Source organism: Geodermatophilus africanus (genome assembly GCF_900107105.1).
In the GTDB taxonomy this organism is placed as follows: domain Bacteria; phylum Actinomycetota; class Actinomycetes; order Mycobacteriales; family Geodermatophilaceae; genus Geodermatophilus; species Geodermatophilus africanus.
The window spans coordinates 78,060-94,607 of record NZ_FNOT01000012.1; the positions used below are offsets into that span (position 1 = coordinate 78,060).

Consider the following 16,548-nt stretch of genomic DNA (forward strand, 5'->3'; position numbering starts at 1 on the left):
GGACCCCCTGCCCCCACCGTGTAAGGCCCCGTCCTCCTCTTGAAGGACCCCCTTGCCCCCCGCCACTCGCAGGCTCGCGACGGGACCCTGCAAGGGGGCCGTCGGGGCTCGGGACGAGCCTCTGGACGGGGCCAGCGGCGGGACCGGGGCCCCTGACGCGGAGCCGTTCGAGCACCTCACCGGGCGCGGTGCCGCTCGGTGAGGTGCTCCCTCAGGCCGCGGTGGCGGCCTCGACGATGCGGTCGCGCACCGCGTCCACGGACAGCTCGCGGGTGTCGATCCAGCGGGCCACGCGGCCGCCGGCCACGATGCCCACGCGGTCGCAGCACTCGGCCAGCTCGTCGGGGTCCACCGACACCACGACGACCGCCGTGCCGTCCGCCGTCACCTCGTCGAGAAGCTGGCGCACCTGCCGGCGGGCCCGGACGTCCAGCCCGCGGGTGGGCTCGTGCAGCACGACGACGTCCTCCGCCGAGGCCATCCAGCGGGCCAGCGCGAGCTTGTGCTGGTCGCCGCCGGACAGGGCGCCGAAGGAGGTGCGGATGCTCAGCGTCTGGACGTCGAGCCGGTGCACGGTCTTGATCACGCCCCGCAGGCTGGCGATCTCGCTGCGGATGTCGGTCAGTGCGCCCCACGGCTCTTGGGTGAGCGTCCGGGCGATCGTCTCGCCGGGGTCGACCCCGTAGGCGTCGTCGTCGGGGCGGTACGCGGGCAGCCGCAGCGCCGCCTCGTCCGCCGTTGTACCCAGCGACCGCGGCTCGCCGTGGAGCACCAGCTCGTCGCTGAGTGCGGGCAGCTCACCGGTCAGGGCGCCGGCGATCTCCTGGACACCGGAGGAGCGGTGCCCGGTCAGCCCGACCACCTCGCCCTGCCGCAGCAGCAGGTCGACGCCCTCGACCCGGCCGGGCACCCGCAGGTTGCGGACCCGCAGGGCGACGTCCTCCCCGGCGGGGACCGGCCACGTCGAGGCCCGCGCCGGGGGGGCGTCCCGCCCGGACCGCACCGGCGCGGTGGCCACCCGGGGCTCCGGCAGCGACGGCTCGCCCACGGTCTCCGCCGCCAGCCGGACCGGGTCCAGGGCCGCCGCCGGGCTGTCCAGGGCGATCACGCCGTCGCGCAGCACCAGCACGCGGTCGACCAGCTCGAGCATCTCGGGCAGCCGGTGGCTGATGTAGAGGACGCCGCGGCCCTGCCGGCTCAGCCGGCCGGCAACGGCGTGCAGCCGGGTCACCTCCACGGGCAGCAGCGCCGCCGACACCTCGTCGAGGACGACGAGCCGGGTGTCCTCGGCGAGCACGCGCGCGGTCTCCACCAGGCCGTAGACGAAGTGCGGCAACTCCCCGACGAGGGTGTCCGGGTCGACGTCGAGGGTCACCTCGGCGAGCAGCACCTGCGCCGGCTCGCGCAGCTCGGCCTGCGGGCGGCCGGCCTGCGGCGTCCCGCTTAAGACCGCCTGCGCGACGGTCAGCTCGGGGTCGATCCGGACGAGCTGCTCGACCACCCCGACCCCGAGGTGGCGGGCGTCGCCCGCCGACAGCGGCGCGTACGGGTGGCCCTGCAGCGTCATCACGCCCGCGTCGGCCGGGGTGATGCCGGCGACGATGTCGCCGAGGGTCGACTTACCCGCGCCGTTGCTGCCCACGAGCCCGACGATCTCGCCCTCGGCGACGCCGAAGGTGACGTCGCGCAGGACGCGCCGGGCCCCGAAGGACTTCCGGAGTCCCTCGACCTGCAGCAGCGCCATGGGCGGGCGGGCCTCCCCCGAGCAGAGCCCCGACCCCGGGGCGGAGAACGAGCCGTCAGCGTCCCCCGCGACGCTGTGTCACCGGGTCGATGCTACCCGCCTCGGGCGTCGGCGCCTCTCGGGGACGGCGACCCCGCGGCCCCGCCCCCGGGACCGCGAGCGACGGGGCAGGGAGGTCCTCTCTCAAGGGTGCAGCCACACCGCCGCGTCGTCCGGCACCACGCCGCCGGTGGTGTCGGCGCTGGCCAGCAGCACGCGGCCTTCGGGCAGCGGCACCGGCGCGCCGGAGAGGTTCACCAGGCACACCAGGCCGCCGGGACGGCGGAACGCGAGGCAACCGTCGGGTGCCGGTACCCACCGGAGGGCCTCGCCGGTGAAGGCAGGCGAGGTCCGGCGCAGCGCGAGCGCGGTTCGGTACAGCGACAGCACCGAACCGGCCTCCTCCTCCTGCGCCGCGGCGGTCAGCGGCTCCCAGCCCGCGGGCATCGGCAGCCAGGTCTGCGCGCCCGAGGAGAAGCCGTACGGGGGCTCGGTGCCCGACCACGGCACCGGGATGCGGCAGGCGTCCCGGCCGCGCTCGGTGTGCCCGGAGCGCTCCCAGATCGGGTCCTGCAGCACCTCGTCGGGCAGGTCGACGTCGGGCATGCCCAGCTCGTCGCCGTTGTAGAGGTAGGCCGCACCGGGCAGGGCCAGCTGGAGCAGCGCCGCCGCCCGCGCCCGCCGGGTGCCGACCTCACCACCGCCGTACCGGGTGACGTGCCGGGGGCGGTCGTGGTTGGACAGCACCCAGCAGGCCGGCGCCGGCGTCCCGGCCACGGTGGCCAGCGAGTGGACGACGGCGTCGCGCAGCTCGTCGACGTCCCAGTCGGCGGTCAGCAGCCTGAAGTTGAACGCCAGCTGCAGCTCGTCGGGGCGCAGGTACCGCGCCAGCCGGTCGTCGTCGGACACCCAGACCTCACCGACGGCCATGGTGCCCGGGTACTCGTCGAGGACCCGGCGGACGCGGCGGTGCACGTCGTGCACGCCGTCGTCGTCGAACCGGTGGTCTCCGGGCCCGTGGTCGTCGAGCAGGCCGGTGTCCTCCATCGGCAGCATGTCCGGCAGCCCCTCGGGCTTGGCCATGCCGTGGGCGACGTCGATGCGGAAGCCGTCGACGCCGCGGTCCAGCCAAAACCGCATCGTGGTCTCGAGGTCGGCGAGCACCTCGGGGTCGGTGAAGTCCAGGTCGGGCTGCTCGGGCGCGAAGATGTGCAGGTACCACTGGCCGTCGGGCACCCGGGTCCACGCCGGGCCGCCGAACACCGAGGGCCAGTTGTTCGGCGGCTCCGCGCCGTCCGGGCCGCGGCCGTCGCGGAACAGGTAGCGCGCCCGCTCGGGCGAGCCCGGCCCGGCCGCCAGCGCCGCCTCGAACCACTCGTGCCGGTGCGAGCTGTGGTTGGGCACTAGGTCGACGGTCACCCGGATGCCGAGCGCGTGGGCCTCGGCCAGCAGCGCGTCGAACTTGGCGAGGTCGCCGAAGACCGGCTCGACGTCGCGCGGGTCGGCGACGTCGTAGCCGTGGTCGGCCATGGGGGAGGGGTAGAACGGCGTGATCCACAGCGCGTCGACACCCAGCGCGGACAGGTGCGGCAGGCGGGCGCGGATGCCGGCCAGGTCGCCCACGCCGTCGCCGTTCCCGTCGGCGAAGCTGCGGATGTAGACCTGGTAGAACACCGCGTCGCGCCACCAGTCGACGTCGGTGCGGCGGAACGGGCCGGCGGCCCCCTGCAGGGGCCCGCCGCGAGCCTCGACCGGCCCCCCTGCAGGGTCCCGCCGCGAGCCTGCGAGTGGCGGGGGGCAGGGGGGTCCTTCAAGGGGGGCAGGGGGTCCTTCTACCGGGCTCACCGGTCTCCTCGGGTGTCGTACGTGCGGGTGGCCCCGTCCCGCGGCTCGCCGGCCCCCTGCGGGGTCCCGCCCGTGGCCCCGTCCGGGTCCCGCTGCGAGCGTGCGAGGAGTGGAGAGGGGTCCTTCCACGGTGGGGGCAGGGGGTCCTCCCACGAGGCGTGCGGAGGACGGGGTTCTCTATCGGACGGTGGAGAGGGCGCCGGGCGCGTCGTCGGGCCAGCGGTTCTGCATGCTGCGCGCGGCCATCTCCATGTAGCCCCACAGCGTCGCGTCCTGCTCGGGGGTCAGCTCCAGGGAGTCCACGGCGTCGCGCATGTGGCGCAGCCAGGCGTCGCGCTCGGCGGCGCCGATGGCGAACGGCGCGTGGCGCATGCGCAGCCGGGGGTGGCCGCGCTGCTCCGAGTAGGTGGTCGGACCGCCCCAGTACTGCTCGAGGAAGCCGCGCAGCCGGGCCTCGGCGCCCTCCCAGTCGTCCTGCGGGTACAGCGGCGCGAGCACCGGGTCGGCCCGCACCCCCGCGTAGAAACGGGCCACGAGCCGACGGAAGGTGGGGGCGCCGCCGACCTCCTCGTAGAAGGTCCGCGCCGACGGCAGGGATCGGCTCATGCCCTCGATCGTCCCCCGGCGGGCGGGGCCGCTGCCACGTGACCCTGGGTACGCACGTAACCCAGCAGGGGCGGGACGACGGCCACCAGCCCGAGCCCGCCGATCAACGCGACCACGCCGCCGGGCGCGAGCCCCTCGGTGGCGGCGCCGGCGCCGAGCACGCCGATGCCCTGGACGCCGTAGAGCCCGCTGACCGCGACGCCGAAGGCGCGCCCGCGGTAGGCCGACGGCACCGCCTGCACGAAGGCGACGTTGAGCGGGATGGTCCAGGCCCCGCCGAGCCCGGCGAGGAACAGGAGGGCGACGACGGCGGCGTAGGCGCCGGTGCCCGGGGCGCCCCAGACGGTGACGAGGCCGGCCAGCAGGATCGGCGCCAGCGACAGCCCGACGAGCGGTGGCACGAGGCGCTCCCGGCGCTCCTGGGTGAGGGCGCGGGCGACGAGCAGCCCGCCGATGGTGACCCCTGCCGGGTTGGCGGCGAGCAGGACGCCGACCTGCGCCGCGCCGTGACCCAGCTGGTCCACCAGGGGCGCGGCGATGCCCTCGGGCGCGTTGGCGAACAGCGACCCCACCCACGTGACGGCGATGATGGCCAGCAGCCGCGGCGTCCGGCCGATCAGGCGCAGCCCCTCCCCGGCGTCCCGCCACATCGACCGCGGCCCCTCGGCGTCGCCGCCGTCGTCCGGCGCCGGTCGGCGCTGCAGCCGCGCCCAGAGCCACACGGCGGAGACGGCGAAGGTGGCCGCGTCGAGCAGCAGCGCGGCCGACGGGTCCAGGACCGCCACCAGCGTGCCCCCCAGGACGTACCCGAGCACCTGGGCCAGCTGCGACCCGACGTTGGTCAGGGACGTAGCCAGCGCGTACCGGTCGCCGTCGAGGACGTCGGCCATGAGCGCCGAGCGGGCGGACTCGAAGGGCGGCCCGCACACCGCGACGACCAGGAGCAGGCCCAGCAGCACCGGCAGCGGCGTCCCGGGGACGGCCATCCCGGCGACCAGCAGGGCGCGCGCCGCGTCGGCGGTGATGAGCACGCGGTGCCGGGGGAACCGGTCGGCCACGGTCGACAGCAGCGGCCCGCCCAGCAGCCACGGCAGGTAGCTGATCGCGAACGTGATCGCCGAGAGCAGCGGCGAGTCGGTGCGCTGGTAGACGAGCACGGTCAGCGCGACGCGGGCCAGCTCGTCACCGATGGTCGACAGCAGGTAGGTGCCGAACAGCGGCCGGAACTCCCGGACGGCGAAGAGCCCGCGGAAGGTCGAGGGACGGTCGGTCGCGCCGGCCGGCCGCCCACCGGCCGGCGCGCTGCCGCTCAGGGGGCTCCCGCCGGGGCGCCGGCCGCGGACAGCAGCGGCAGGGGCGTGCGGATGTCCTCGGCGACGAAGCGCTCCTTGAGCCGCAGCCGCAGCTCGCGGCCGACCCGCCACTGGTCGGCGTTGGTGGTGCGGACCTGCAGGCGCATGACGACGCCCTCGGCGGCGATCGACTCGACGCCGAGGGACTCCGGCTCGGACAGCAGCACCGCGGCCCACTCGGCTTGCGCGTACATCGCGTCGGCGACCTGCTGCATGACCGTCCGGCAGCGCTCCAGGTCGGTGTCGTGGGCGACCGGCATGTCGATGACGACCTGGGCGTAGCCCTGGCTCTTGTTGCCGACCCGCAGGATCTCGCCGTTGCGGGCGTACCAGACGACGCCGTTGACGTCGCGCAGCCGGGTGATCCGCAGGCCGACGGCCTCGACGGTGCCGCTCGCCTCGCCGAGGTCGACGACGTCACCGACGCCGTACTGGTCCTCGAGGATGATCCCGATCCCGGCGATGAAGTCCTTGACCAGGTTCTGCGCGCCGAACCCGAGCGCCACACCGACCACCCCGGCGCTGGCCAGGATGGGCGCGAGGTTGATGCCGAGCTCGCCGAGCACCAGCACCACCGCGATGGCGAGCACCACGATCGAGGCGCAGCTGCGCAGCACCGACCCGATGGCCTCGGCCCGCTGGGTGCGCCGGGCGGTCACCTGCTCGGCGCCGTCCCCCAGGGCGGTGGCGCGCAGCCGCCGGGCCCGCAGGATCGAGGGCAGCGGGCCGATGGTGGTCGAGTCGGTCAGCCGGCGGATCGCCCGGTGCGCCAGGTACCGCACCACGACGGCGATGACGACGATCAGCAGGATCCGCGCCGGTGTGGCGATCAGCGCCTGGGCGTTCTCCGCGAGCCACTCGGCACCCGACCACTCGTAGACCTGCTGGCAGAGCCAGTAGTCGGCGCAGTCGGGCATGGGGTCGGACCCGGTGTCGGCGGCAGTGATCACGGACGGTGAAGCGCTCATCACGGCGATACTCTCAGGTGCTGGCAGAGCAACACAGGGTTCTCGCGCGTGGCGCGGCGCACGGTCCGGGTCAGCCGCCCAGGCCGGTGTGCGCGGCGAGGAAGGCCAACTGGTCCGCGGCCAGCCCCACGGTCCGGCTGACCGCCCGGGCGCCGTGGCCGACCGACGTCTCGCGGCGCAGCAGGACCGGCGCGTCGGACGACGTGGCGTGCTGCAGCGCCGCGGCGAGCTTGCGGGCGTGCAGCGGGTCGACGCGGGTGTCGGACTCGAAGGTCGTGAACAGCACCGCCGGGTAGGCCGTCCCCTCCACCACCCGGTGGTAGGGCGAGTACCCCAGCAGCCAGCCGAGCTCGGTCGGGTCCTCGGCGGTGCCGTACTCGTCGTTCCAGGTGCGGCCCAGGCCGAAGCGCTCGTAGCGGACCATGTCCAGCAGCGGCGCGCTGCAGACGACGGCCGCCGCGAGATCCGGGCGCTGGGTCAGCGTCGCGCCGACCAGCAGGCCGCCGTTCGACCCGCCCATCACCGCCAGCTGCGCGGGCGTCGTCCAGCCCTCGGCGACCAGGTGCTCGCCCGCGGCGGCGAAGTCGTCGAAGACGTTCTGCTTGCGCTCCCGCATGCCGGCGCGGTGCCACTCCTCGCCGTGCTCGGAGCCGCCGCGCAGGTTGGCCACCGCCCACACGCCGCCGGCCTCGACCCAGGCCAGGGCCTGCGCCGAGTACCCGGGGGTGAGGGCGACGTCGAAGCCGCCGTAGCCGTACAGCACGGTGGGCCGCGGGGTGTCCGGGGCGCCGGCCCGCGAGACGACGAACAGGTGCACCGGCGTCCCGTCCGCGGAGGTTGCGTGCGTCTCCACGACCTCCACCGTAGGTACCTCGCCGGCCACCGGCGCCTGCTCCCAGGTCCCCAGCCGCGCCGGGTCGGTGGCGTCCCACCGCAGCACCGACGGCGGGGTCGAGTGGTCGGTGAAGCCGACCCAGGCGGTGCCGCCGCCCTCCGGGGGCGCGCTCACGCCCGACACGCTGCCGGCGCGCAGGCCGCTGACCTCGGCGCGCCGGCCGGACCCGTCGGCGGCCCACACCGAGAGCCGGTCGGTGGCGTCCACGGAATGCACGGCCAGCACCTGCAGCCCGCCGTCCGGACCGTCGACGAGGGCGACGTCGGTCAGCACGCCGCCCTCCTGCTGCGGTACGACGTCGCGCCACGACCCCGGCGCCCAGGTGGCCGGGTCCGCGGGGTCGGCGACGGCCAGCCGCCAGCGCGGCGTGCCGCGGTCGCTCATCAGCCACAGCCGCCCGTCGCGGGCCACCCACGCCGCGGTCTGCGCGTCGACGCCGACCTGCAGCTCGCGCAGGCTGCCGTCCCCGGCGAGGTCGGCCAGCCAGACGTCGTCCCGCGGCGCGGTCCCCACCGAGGCGGAGACGACCAGCCAGCGGCCGTCGTGGCTGGTGCGGGCGCCGAAGTAGGTCGACGGGTCGCTGCCCTCGCCGTGCACGAGGGCGTCGCCGTCGGCGTCGGCGCCCACCCGGTGGCGCCAGACCCGCCGGTGGAACTGCTCCTCGCCGGCGGGGACCAGCCCGGGGGCCAGGCGGCGGACGTAAAAGAGCTCCTCGCCGCCGGGCAGCCAGGCCACGGGGGAGTAGCGGCAGCGGTCGATCGGCCCGTCGAGCTGCTCGCCGGTCGCCACGTCGAGCACGTACAGCCGCGACTCCTCGTCGCCGCCGGTGGAGAGCTGGTAGGCCAGCCGGTCGCCCTCCCAGGACGGCGACCAGGCGTCAAGGGTGGTGGTGCCCGTGGGGTCGACCGCCATCGGGTCGACGAGCACCCGCTCGCTGCCGTCGGGCTCGCGCACCCGCAGCACCGCGTGCTCCTGGCCGGGGTCGCGCCGGGTGGAGAAGGCCCGGCCGGCCCGCCACACCGGGACGCCGACGGCGCCGGCGTGCACCAGCTCGGCCAGCCGCGCGGCGAAGCGGTCGCGCAGCGGCAGGGCGGCCAGCGCCCCGGCGGTCAGCTCGTCCTGGGCGGCGGTCCAGGACGCCGTCCGCGGGTCGGCGGGGTCCTCGAGCCAGCGGTAAGGGTCGGCGACGGCGTGTCCGTGGAGCTGCTCGACCAGGTCAAGCCGCTCGGCGTGGGGGTAGCGCACCCGGCCCACGGTAGTGACGGCCGGGGAGGCCCCCGGGCCCGCCGGAGGCATCCCGGGAGCGCTGGAGCGGGTCCGCAGGTCAGAATGGGGTCGCCCACGGGTCGCACTGCACCCGGCGCGCGGCCCCGGGCGCCGGAGGTGCCCCGTGCCGCGTACCGCGTCCGGGTCGTCCGCAGGCCATCCAGGTCCGCGGCGCGACCACCACTCCCACCCGATGACGCCTGTCCCGGCGCGGTCCACCGCCGCCGCGACGCTGCTGCTCAACGCCACCTACGAGCCGCTGTGCGTGGTCTCCAGCCGCCGCGCCATCGTGCTCGTGCTCGCCGAGAAGGCGGTCTCGGTGCACAGTGCGCCCGAGGAGGTGCACGCCGAGACCGTGGTCCTGCCCGTTCCGGTGGTGGCGCGCCTGACCCGCTACGTCCGGGTGCCCTACCCGGCGCAGGTGCCGCTGTCGCGGCGGGCGGTGTTCCACCGCGACGCCTCGACCTGCGTCTACTGCGGTGGGTCAGCCACGAGCATCGACCACGTCGTCCCGCGCAGCCGCGGGGGCACGCACACCTGGGACAACGTCGTCGCGGCCTGCCGGCGGTGCAACCACACCAAGGCCGACCGGTCGCTGGCCGAGCTCGGCTGGAAGCTGCCGCACCCGCCGCGGACCCCGAGCGGCGCGGCTTGGCGGCTCCTCGGTGCCCGCAGCGTCGACCCGCGCTGGCGGGAGTGGCTCGGCATGCCGGAGAGCGTGTCGGCCTGATGGAAGGACCCCACTGCCCCCCTCGAAGGACCCCCCTGCCCCCCGCCACTCGCAGGCTCGCGACGGGACCCTGCAGGGGGGCCGGTCGAGGCTCGCGGCGGGCCCCTGCAGTGGGGCCGCACCCATGACGTCACCAGCAACGGCGCGGCGGTTGTGGGCGCTGGGGGAGCCGTACCACGCGCTCACCTACTTCGCCGACGAGTGCCGGTCGGCGGCCGAGGCGACCGGGCTGCGCGGCTTCTGGAACGGCTACTTCGCCATGCGCGCCGCGCCGCTGGGACCGGTCGGTGCCGAGGTCGTGACCGCGACCTTCTACAACTTCGCGCCGGAGTTCGTGGCCCGCCGGGTGCCCGGCGTGTGGCAGGTGGTCGACCCGGCCGCGGCGCTCGCCGCGCGGCTGGCCGGGGTGGACGCCGCCGTGCGCCGGGTGCTGGGGGAGGAGTGGCCCGGCTCGGCGGCCGCGGCTGAGACCGCCGGGCTGCTCGCCGTCGCCGCCGCGGCGGTCGAGCTCCCCGGCCGCCCGCTGGCGGCCGCCAACGCCGGGCAGCCGGTGCCCCCCGAGCCGCACCTGGCGGTCTGGCAGTCGCTCACCACGCTGCGCGAGTACCGCGGCGACGGGCACAACGCGGCGCTCCTGCAGCGGGGCATCTCCGGAGCCGGCGCCCACGTGCTGGCCGCCGCGGCCGGCCGGACGGCGCGGGAGTGGCTGCTGCGCGCCCGCGGCTGGGACGACGTCGCGTGGGACGCCGCCGTCGACGAGCTGGCCGGCCGCGGCTGGCTGGCCGGCGGGGAGCTGACCGCGGAGGGCGCGGCAATCGTCGCCGCGGTCGAGTCCGACACCGACCGGCTGGCACTCGGCCCGTGGCGGGCGCTCGGTGACGCCCGCTGCGACCGGCTGGCGCAGCTGCTGGGGCCGGTGCGCCGCGCGGTGGTGGCGGGAGGAGCGTGGCCCGAGGGGAACCCGATCGGCGCTCCGGACCCCGGCTGAGCCCGCGGGGCGTGTCGCACGGCAACGCGACGTTGCCGTCACCCTAGGTTGCCCCGGACGGCGCGGCCGGCGCGCCCGGACCGGAGAGGCGCCCCGATGACCCCGCTCGTCCCCGCCCGCCGGCGGCTCACCGCACGCACCGGCGTGCTCGGCCTGACCGTGCTCGCCGCCACCGCCCTCGGTGCCGGGACGGCCGGGGCCGAGGGGCCCGCGACGGTGGTACTGGACCCGACGGACGTCGCCATCGTCCTCGAGGCGGCCGAGAACTTCGGAACAGCGGCCGACCCGGCCGAGGTCCCCGGCGCGGTCCCGGTCGCCTGGGGCGGCACCGTCGAGCTGCAGCTCCCGGACGGGCTGGACGCTCCGACGCTGGGCGCGCGCCTGGAGCTCGGCCCCGAGGTCGGCGGGTCGCCGACGCGCGTGCTGTCCACGGACACGCCCGGGCCCGACGGGCTGCTGGTCGGCCGCGTCGCCGCCGGGCGGTTCACCGTCGCGCTCCCGCCGGTCGACCCGGCCAACGGGCCGATCGGCGCGCTGCTGCTCTCCGGGATCGCGTCTGCAGAGGGCTTCCCGGTCCACCCCGACACCTACTTCCTGGAACTGGACCCCGCTGCCCCGGCCACCGTCGGGCTCCGGCCGCAGGTGACGGTCGTGGCCCACCAGCCCTGCGACCCCACCGCGGCCGTCGGCTGCGCGGGGACGACGGTTCCGGCCGGCGTCCCCTTCCGCGTCACGGCGCCGCCGGTCTCGGAGCTGCGGACCCTGGGCCACGGCACCCTGCAGGACGCCGAGGTGACCCTCGCGGACCTCACCGGCGCCTCCGACGGGCCGCTCCCGCTCAGCGGCGACCCCGCCCGGTACGCCCCGGCCGGCCCCTGGGACGCCACGGTGACCCTCCCCGCCGGGCTCGGGGCCGGGCGCCACCACCTCTCGCTGCTGCTGGGAGACGCCACGTCCGGCGGCCCCGTCACCATCGCGACGGTGGAGCTGCAGGTGCTGGCCGCGCCGGCCGTCCCCCCGGCCGCGGCGCCGACGCCGGCCGCCCCCGCGGTGGTCAATGCGGGCCTGCTCTCGAACACCGGCGTCGAGGACACCGAGGCCGGCGCCGCCCGGACGGGCGCGGTGGCCACGGGTGCCGGGCTGCTGGTGCTCGCGGGCGTGGGCACCGTTGTCGTGCGCGCCCGGCGCGAGCCGCCGACCTCGGACGCGTGAGTCGGCGGAGCTGGAGACTGGCGACATTCGACTCCGTGCGACGCACGCGGGCGGCAAGACCTGACGCCAGAGCCGGCAGGCGCGCCCCGGTCGTCCATCAGGAGCTGACGACGGATCAGCCGTCTTAGGTCACACCTCGGTCACGTCCCGCCACACAGGGCTCACCGCACGTGTCCAGCGCACAACGGAACTGAGTCGTCACGTTACGTTCGCGGCTGCCAGCGCCGCTGGGGCGCTGCGGTCGCCGGAAGGTGTCCTCCATGTCCAGCCCCACCCCGTCTCGCCGGCCGCTGCAGCGCCTCGGCCTCGCCGGCATCGGCTCCGCCGTGCTGCTCGTCGGGATCGCCCCCGCCGCCCTCGCGGCGGAGAACGTCATCATCTCGCTCGCGCCGACCGAGGTGGTGCTGCTCAATTACCCGGTCGAGAACTTCGGCGGGGACCCCATGGACCCCATGACCGGCCCCACGGGTGCCGCCGCACCGGTGGTGGTCCAGTACGGGGAGACGCTGACCGTGGACCTCGCCGACGAGTTCGACCCCATCAACGCCGTGGTCGAGCTCGAGTTCCCCGACGGTGCCGACCCCGACAGCCTCCCGGACAAGACCTATTCCACGGATCCGAGTGCGACCGACCCGCTGGTCGTCACCGTGGTCAACGGCAACGACCTGGAGATGGTCCTGCCCGCCAATGACACTGTGAACGGGCCGCTGGCCACCCTCCGCATCGCCCCCGTCGAGCCCGACAGCATCGTCCTCGGGCCGGAGTTCACCGTCGACCCGCTGCTCGAGTACGAGCTGGACCTCAGCGCCCCGGCCCCGACCGCCACCACCCTCTATCCCGAGCTGGTGGCGATCGCGCAGGTGCCCTGTGCGCTGAGCTCGGCCACGCCATGCCCGATCGCGGTGACCGCCGGCACGATCTTCGGCCTCGACCTGACCGCCGACTCGGCCCTGCGGGACCTCGGCCTCACCGACCTGACCGGTGTCGAGGTGGCGCTGCAAAGCACCGCCGATCCCGCCGCCGCTCCCGTGGTGCTCGACGTCCAGGTGAGCGGTTCTACGGCGACGGTCGCCCTGCCCGCCGAGCTGACCGCCGGCTCCTACGCCCTCGTCCTGGGCCAGCCGGTCGGGTCGGGCCTCTCCATCGTGGTCGCCGAGCTGACCGTCGCTGCCCCGGCCGCCGCGCCGCCCGCGACGGCGACCGTGGCCCCGGCGCCCCAGGCCGTCGTCAACGCCGGTCTGCGCTCGAACACCGGTGTCGAGGCCGTCGAGACCGGCTCCACCGGCTCCGTGGCGATCGCCGTCGGTGCGGGGATGCTCGCCCTCGCCGGCGTGGGTGGTGTCGCCGTCGCCCGCACCCGTCGTCGTCCGGCGGCCGAGGGCGGCACGTGCGCCTGACCCGACCGAGTCGGCGCACCGCCGCGGTCGCGGCGGTCCTCGCCCTCGGCTGCGCCGGAGGCACGGTGCTCGCCGTCGGCCTGGCCGACGGCGAGCAGCCGGCCGCGGCCGCCGGGTCCCCCGACCCGGTGGCCGCGGCCACCGCGGCGCCGCCGCACGTCGAGGAGGCGCAGCCCACGCTGCCGCCCGAGGGGGTCGTACTGCCCACGCCCTCGTCGGACGTGCACGTGGTCGTCCCCGGGCTGGAGCTGGACCTGCCGGTGCTGCCGCTCACCCCCCGCAACGGGACGATCAACCCGCCGACGCTGACCGCCGCCTACTGGCTCGACCCGTACGGCGACCCGGTCGGCAGCCCCGAGCAGGCCGACAACACTCTCTACCTGGCGGCCCACTCGACCGGAACCGGCGAGTACGGGTTCGACCCGCTGATGCAGTCCGACGGCGGCGGCTCCACCCTCGAGGCCGGCGACGTCATCGAGGTCAGCACCCCGCAGGGCACGGTCGACTACACCGTCGAGCGCACCGAGCGGTACGCCAAGGGCGAGCTGCCCGGCGCCACCGAGGTCTGGGAGGCCTCGCCGGGGCGGCTGGTGCTCATCACCTGCTTCCAGCGCGGCGGCGGCCGGGCCTCGACCGAGAACCTCGTGGTCTTCGCCGAGTCCTGAGAAAGGACCCCGTCCTCCCCACCCCTCGCAAGCTCGGGGCGGGCCCCGGGACGGGGCCGCTCACGTCACCCGGCTGCGCTCGGTGGGGTAGCCCTCGTGCACCCCGCTCGCCAGCACCTCGCGGATGCACGCCATCGCGTCCCACACGTCGACGAAGCGGGTGTAGAGCGGGGCCGGGCCGAGCCGCACGCGGTCCGGCGTCCGGAAGTCGGGGACGACGCCGCGGTCGACCAGCGCCTGGGTGAGCTGCCAGGCGGCCGAGGAGGCGAGGGTCACGTGCGCGCCGCGGCGGGCCGGGTCGCGGGGCGAGGCCAGCGCCACCCCGTGTGGCGCCAGCCAGTCGTCGGCGAGGGCGACGACGAGCTCGCCGAGCGCCCGGCCCTTGGCCGCCAGCCGGTCGACGCCGGCCTCGGCCACCAGCCGGGCACCCACCTCCACCGCGGCGAGCGCCAGCACCGGCGGCGTCCCGACGGCGAAGCGCTCGATGCCGGGAACCGGGTCGTACACCGGGCCCATCGCGAACTGGTCGCGCTGCCCGAACCAGCCCCAGATCGGCTGCCGCAGCTGCTCCTGGAGCTCCCGCCGCACGTAGAGGAACGCCGGCGCGCCCGGCCCGCCGTTGAGGTACTTGTAGGTGCACCCCACGGCCAGGTCGACGCCGTTGGCCGCCAGGTCGACCGGCACCGCGCCGGCGGCGTGCGAGAGGTCCCACAGCACCAGCGCGCCGGCGTCCCGCACCGCCCGGGTGACGGCGGCGACGTCGGCCAGCGCCCCGGAGCGGTAGGCGACCGCCGACAGGACGACGACGGCGACCCGCTCGTCCAGGGCCGCGGCCAGCACAGAGTGGTCCAGCCCCTCGTCGACGTCGGCCGGCACCTCCCGCACCGTCATCCCGCGCGCCTGCGCCACCCCGGCGACGACGTAGCGGTCGGTGGGGAAGTCGTCGGCGCAGCACACCAGCACGTCGCGGCCCGGCCGGGCGTCGGCGGCGGCCACCAGCAGCTTGTAGAGGTCGACCGTCGTCGAGTCGCCGACCAGCACCTCGCCCGGCCCCGCGCCGAGCACGCCCTCGGCCAGCAGGTCGCCGACCCTCGTCGCGGCACCCACCCACGACGACCACGAGCGCACCAGGCCCCGCGCCCACTCCTCCTCGACAACCCGGGTGAGCGCGGCCGGCGTCGCCACCGGCATCCGCCCCAGCGAGTTGCCGTCCAGGTAGAGCAGGCCGTCCTCGCCGGCGCCGGCGAACCGCGCCCGGAAGGCGGCGACCGGGTCGGCGGCGTCGAGGGCCTCGGCGGCGGCGCGGGTCAGGTCCACGGGTCCTGTCTACCCGGCCGGACGGGGCCGGGGCGGCGTCCGGGAGGTCCGGGACGGACGGCCGGGCGTTCCGGGCGGCGGCTAGCGTTCGCGGCCGTGACCCGGTTGCACGATCTCACCGCGCTGGAGCAGGCGGCCGCCGTCCGGTCGCGGGAGGTGAGCCCCACCGAGCTCGTCGCGCACGCGCTGCGCCGGGTCGAGGCTCTCGACGCCGGTCTGGGCGCCTTCCTCACCGTGACCCCCGAGCGTGCCCTCGCCGCGGCCCGCCGCGCCGAGCGCCGGCTGCGCGAGGGCGGCGAGCTGCCGCCGCTGCTCGGCGTCCCGACGGCGGTCAAGGACCTCAACAACACCGCCGGTGTCCGGACGACGTTCGGCAGCACCGTGCTCGCCGACAACGTGCCCACCGTCGACGACGCCGTCGTGACCCGGCTGGCCGAGGCCGGGACGATCTCGATCGGCAAGAGCAACACCCCCGAGTTCGGATTCCCCTGCTACACCGACAACGAGCTGGCCGGCCCGGCCCGCTGCCCGTGGGACCCCACCCGGCTGGCCGGTGGCTCCAGCGGGGGAGCGGCGGTCGCCGTGGCCGCCGGGATGCTGCCGGTCGCGCAGGGCAGCGACGGCGGCGGGTCGATCCGCATCCCGGCCAGCATCAACGGCCTGGTCGGCCTCAAGCCCAGCCGGGGCCGGGTGAGCAACGCGCCCCTCGGCGGCGACGTCACCGGGCTGGGCACCAACGGCCCGCTCGCCCGCACCGTGCGCGACGCGGCGGCACTGCTCGACGCGATGGCCGGCCCGGTGACCGGCGACCCGGCGTGGGCGCCGCCGCTGCCGCCCGGCGAGACCTTCCTCGGCGCCGCCGACCGGCCGGTCGGCCGGCTGCGGATCGGCCGGTACCTGGAGACCCCCATGGCCGACGCCGGGCTGGAGCCGGCGGTCCGGACGGCGTTCGACGACGCCGCCCGGCTGCTCGAGGAGCTCGGCCACGAGGTCGAGGACGTGCCGCCCGGGCTGCTGGGCCCGGACGTGCTGACCGCCTTCGAGCGGGTGTGGAGCCTGTCCGGGACGCTGCTGCCGGTACCGCCCGGGCGGGTCGGCGAGCTGCGGCCGCTCACCCGAGAGCTGCGCGCCCGCGGCCTGGCGCTGTCGGCGCAGCAGGCGATGGAGGCCCTCACCGCGCTGCGGCTGTTCGCCCGCCGCTTCGTCACGGCGACCGATCGCTTCGACGTGCTGCTGGCGCCGGTCACGACGATGACGCCGCGGCCGCTGGGCTGGTTCGACGCCGACGGCGACGGTGCCGCGGACTTCGCGCGGCAGGAGCGCTACGCGGCCTTCACCGCGGTGTTCAACGTGACCGGCCAGCCCGCCGTGAGCGTGCCGCTGCACTGGACCGGCGACGGGCTGCCCGTCGGGACGATGCTCGTCGGGCGCCCGGCCGACGAGGTCACGCTGCTCGCGCTGGCCGCCCAGCTGGAGGCCGCCCGGCCCTGGGCGCACCGCCACCCGCCGTCCTGGGACTGATCA

At 76.3% G+C, this 16,548-nt stretch carries 13 protein-coding genes; 6 read left to right on the plus strand and 7 right to left on the minus strand.

The window, feature by feature from the left end; genetic code table 11:
• Nucleotides 1–211: 211 nt before the first annotated feature.
• The 6 genes from BLW63_RS19145 to BLW63_RS19170 all read right to left on the minus strand — a co-directional run bounded on the left by BLW63_RS19145 (nt 212) and on the right by BLW63_RS19170 (nt 8,694).
• On the minus strand, nt 212–1,744 hold the full coding sequence (locus BLW63_RS19145; protein ID WP_091159813.1) for an ATP-binding cassette domain-containing protein: 1,533 nt from the start codon (nt 1,742–1,744) through the stop codon (nt 212–214).
• A 183-nt stretch (nt 1,745–1,927) separates the two neighbouring features.
• Nucleotides 1,928–3,457 (minus strand): glycoside hydrolase family 13 protein, encoded by a 1,530-nt coding sequence (locus BLW63_RS19150; protein WP_244522672.1) that lies wholly within the window; start codon nt 3,455–3,457, stop codon nt 1,928–1,930.
• 348 nt (nt 3,458–3,805) lie between these two features.
• Nucleotides 3,806–4,234, minus strand: coding sequence for a globin (locus tag BLW63_RS19155; RefSeq protein WP_091159816.1), 429 nt, complete (start codon nt 4,232–4,234; stop codon nt 3,806–3,808).
• Entirely contained in the window at nt 4,231–5,658 is a 1,428-nt protein-coding gene (locus BLW63_RS19160; protein ID WP_244522673.1) for an MFS transporter, read from the minus strand. Before BLW63_RS19160 ends, BLW63_RS19155 begins: the two co-directional genes overlap by 4 nt.
• A complete protein-coding gene (locus BLW63_RS19165) occupies nt 5,544–6,554 on the minus strand; it encodes a mechanosensitive ion channel family protein (RefSeq protein ID WP_091159818.1) in 1,011 nt (336 codons plus the stop codon). Before BLW63_RS19165 ends, BLW63_RS19160 begins: the two co-directional genes overlap by 115 nt.
• Nucleotides 6,555–6,624: 70 nt before the next feature.
• Entirely contained in the window at nt 6,625–8,694 is a 2,070-nt protein-coding gene (locus tag BLW63_RS19170; protein WP_091159960.1) for a prolyl oligopeptidase family serine peptidase, read from the minus strand.
• Between the two features lie 214 nt (nt 8,695–8,908).
• Between BLW63_RS19170 and BLW63_RS19175 the strand changes: the two genes are divergently transcribed.
• The 5 genes from BLW63_RS19175 to BLW63_RS19195 all read left to right on the plus strand — a co-directional run bounded on the left by BLW63_RS19175 (nt 8,909) and on the right by BLW63_RS19195 (nt 13,707).
• Nucleotides 8,909–9,445: an HNH endonuclease gene (locus BLW63_RS19175; protein WP_091159819.1), complete on the plus strand. Its 537-nt coding sequence runs from the start codon at nt 8,909–8,911 to the stop codon at nt 9,443–9,445.
• A 124-nt stretch (nt 9,446–9,569) separates the two neighbouring features.
• Nucleotides 9,570–10,433 (plus strand): SCO6745 family protein, encoded by an 864-nt coding sequence (locus tag BLW63_RS26995; RefSeq protein WP_091159822.1) that lies wholly within the window; start codon nt 9,570–9,572, stop codon nt 10,431–10,433.
• Nucleotides 10,434–10,529: 96 nt separating this feature from the next.
• Entirely contained in the window at nt 10,530–11,645 is a 1,116-nt protein-coding gene (locus tag BLW63_RS19185; RefSeq protein WP_091159824.1) for a hypothetical protein, read from the plus strand.
• Nucleotides 11,646–11,905: 260 nt separating this feature from the next.
• Nucleotides 11,906–13,042 carry a hypothetical protein gene (locus BLW63_RS19190; protein WP_091159826.1) on the plus strand — a complete coding sequence of 379 codons (1,137 nt, stop codon included), beginning with the start codon at nt 11,906–11,908 and terminating at the stop codon, nt 13,040–13,042.
• Entirely contained in the window at nt 13,033–13,707 is a 675-nt protein-coding gene (locus tag BLW63_RS19195) for a class F sortase (RefSeq protein WP_091159828.1), read from the plus strand. The genes BLW63_RS19190 and BLW63_RS19195 overlap by 10 nt, the downstream gene beginning before the upstream one ends.
• Before the next feature lie 60 nt (nt 13,708–13,767).
• Here the strand turns inward: BLW63_RS19195 and kynU are convergent, their stop codons facing one another.
• A complete protein-coding gene (gene kynU, locus BLW63_RS19200) occupies nt 13,768–15,024 on the minus strand; it encodes a kynureninase (RefSeq protein ID WP_091159830.1) in 1,257 nt (418 codons plus the stop codon).
• A gap of 96 nt (nt 15,025–15,120) precedes the next feature.
• Between kynU and BLW63_RS19205 the strand changes: the two genes are divergently transcribed.
• Entirely contained in the window at nt 15,121–16,545 is a 1,425-nt protein-coding gene (locus BLW63_RS19205; protein WP_091159833.1) for an amidase, read from the plus strand.
• Nucleotides 16,546–16,548: the final 3 nt, after the last annotated feature.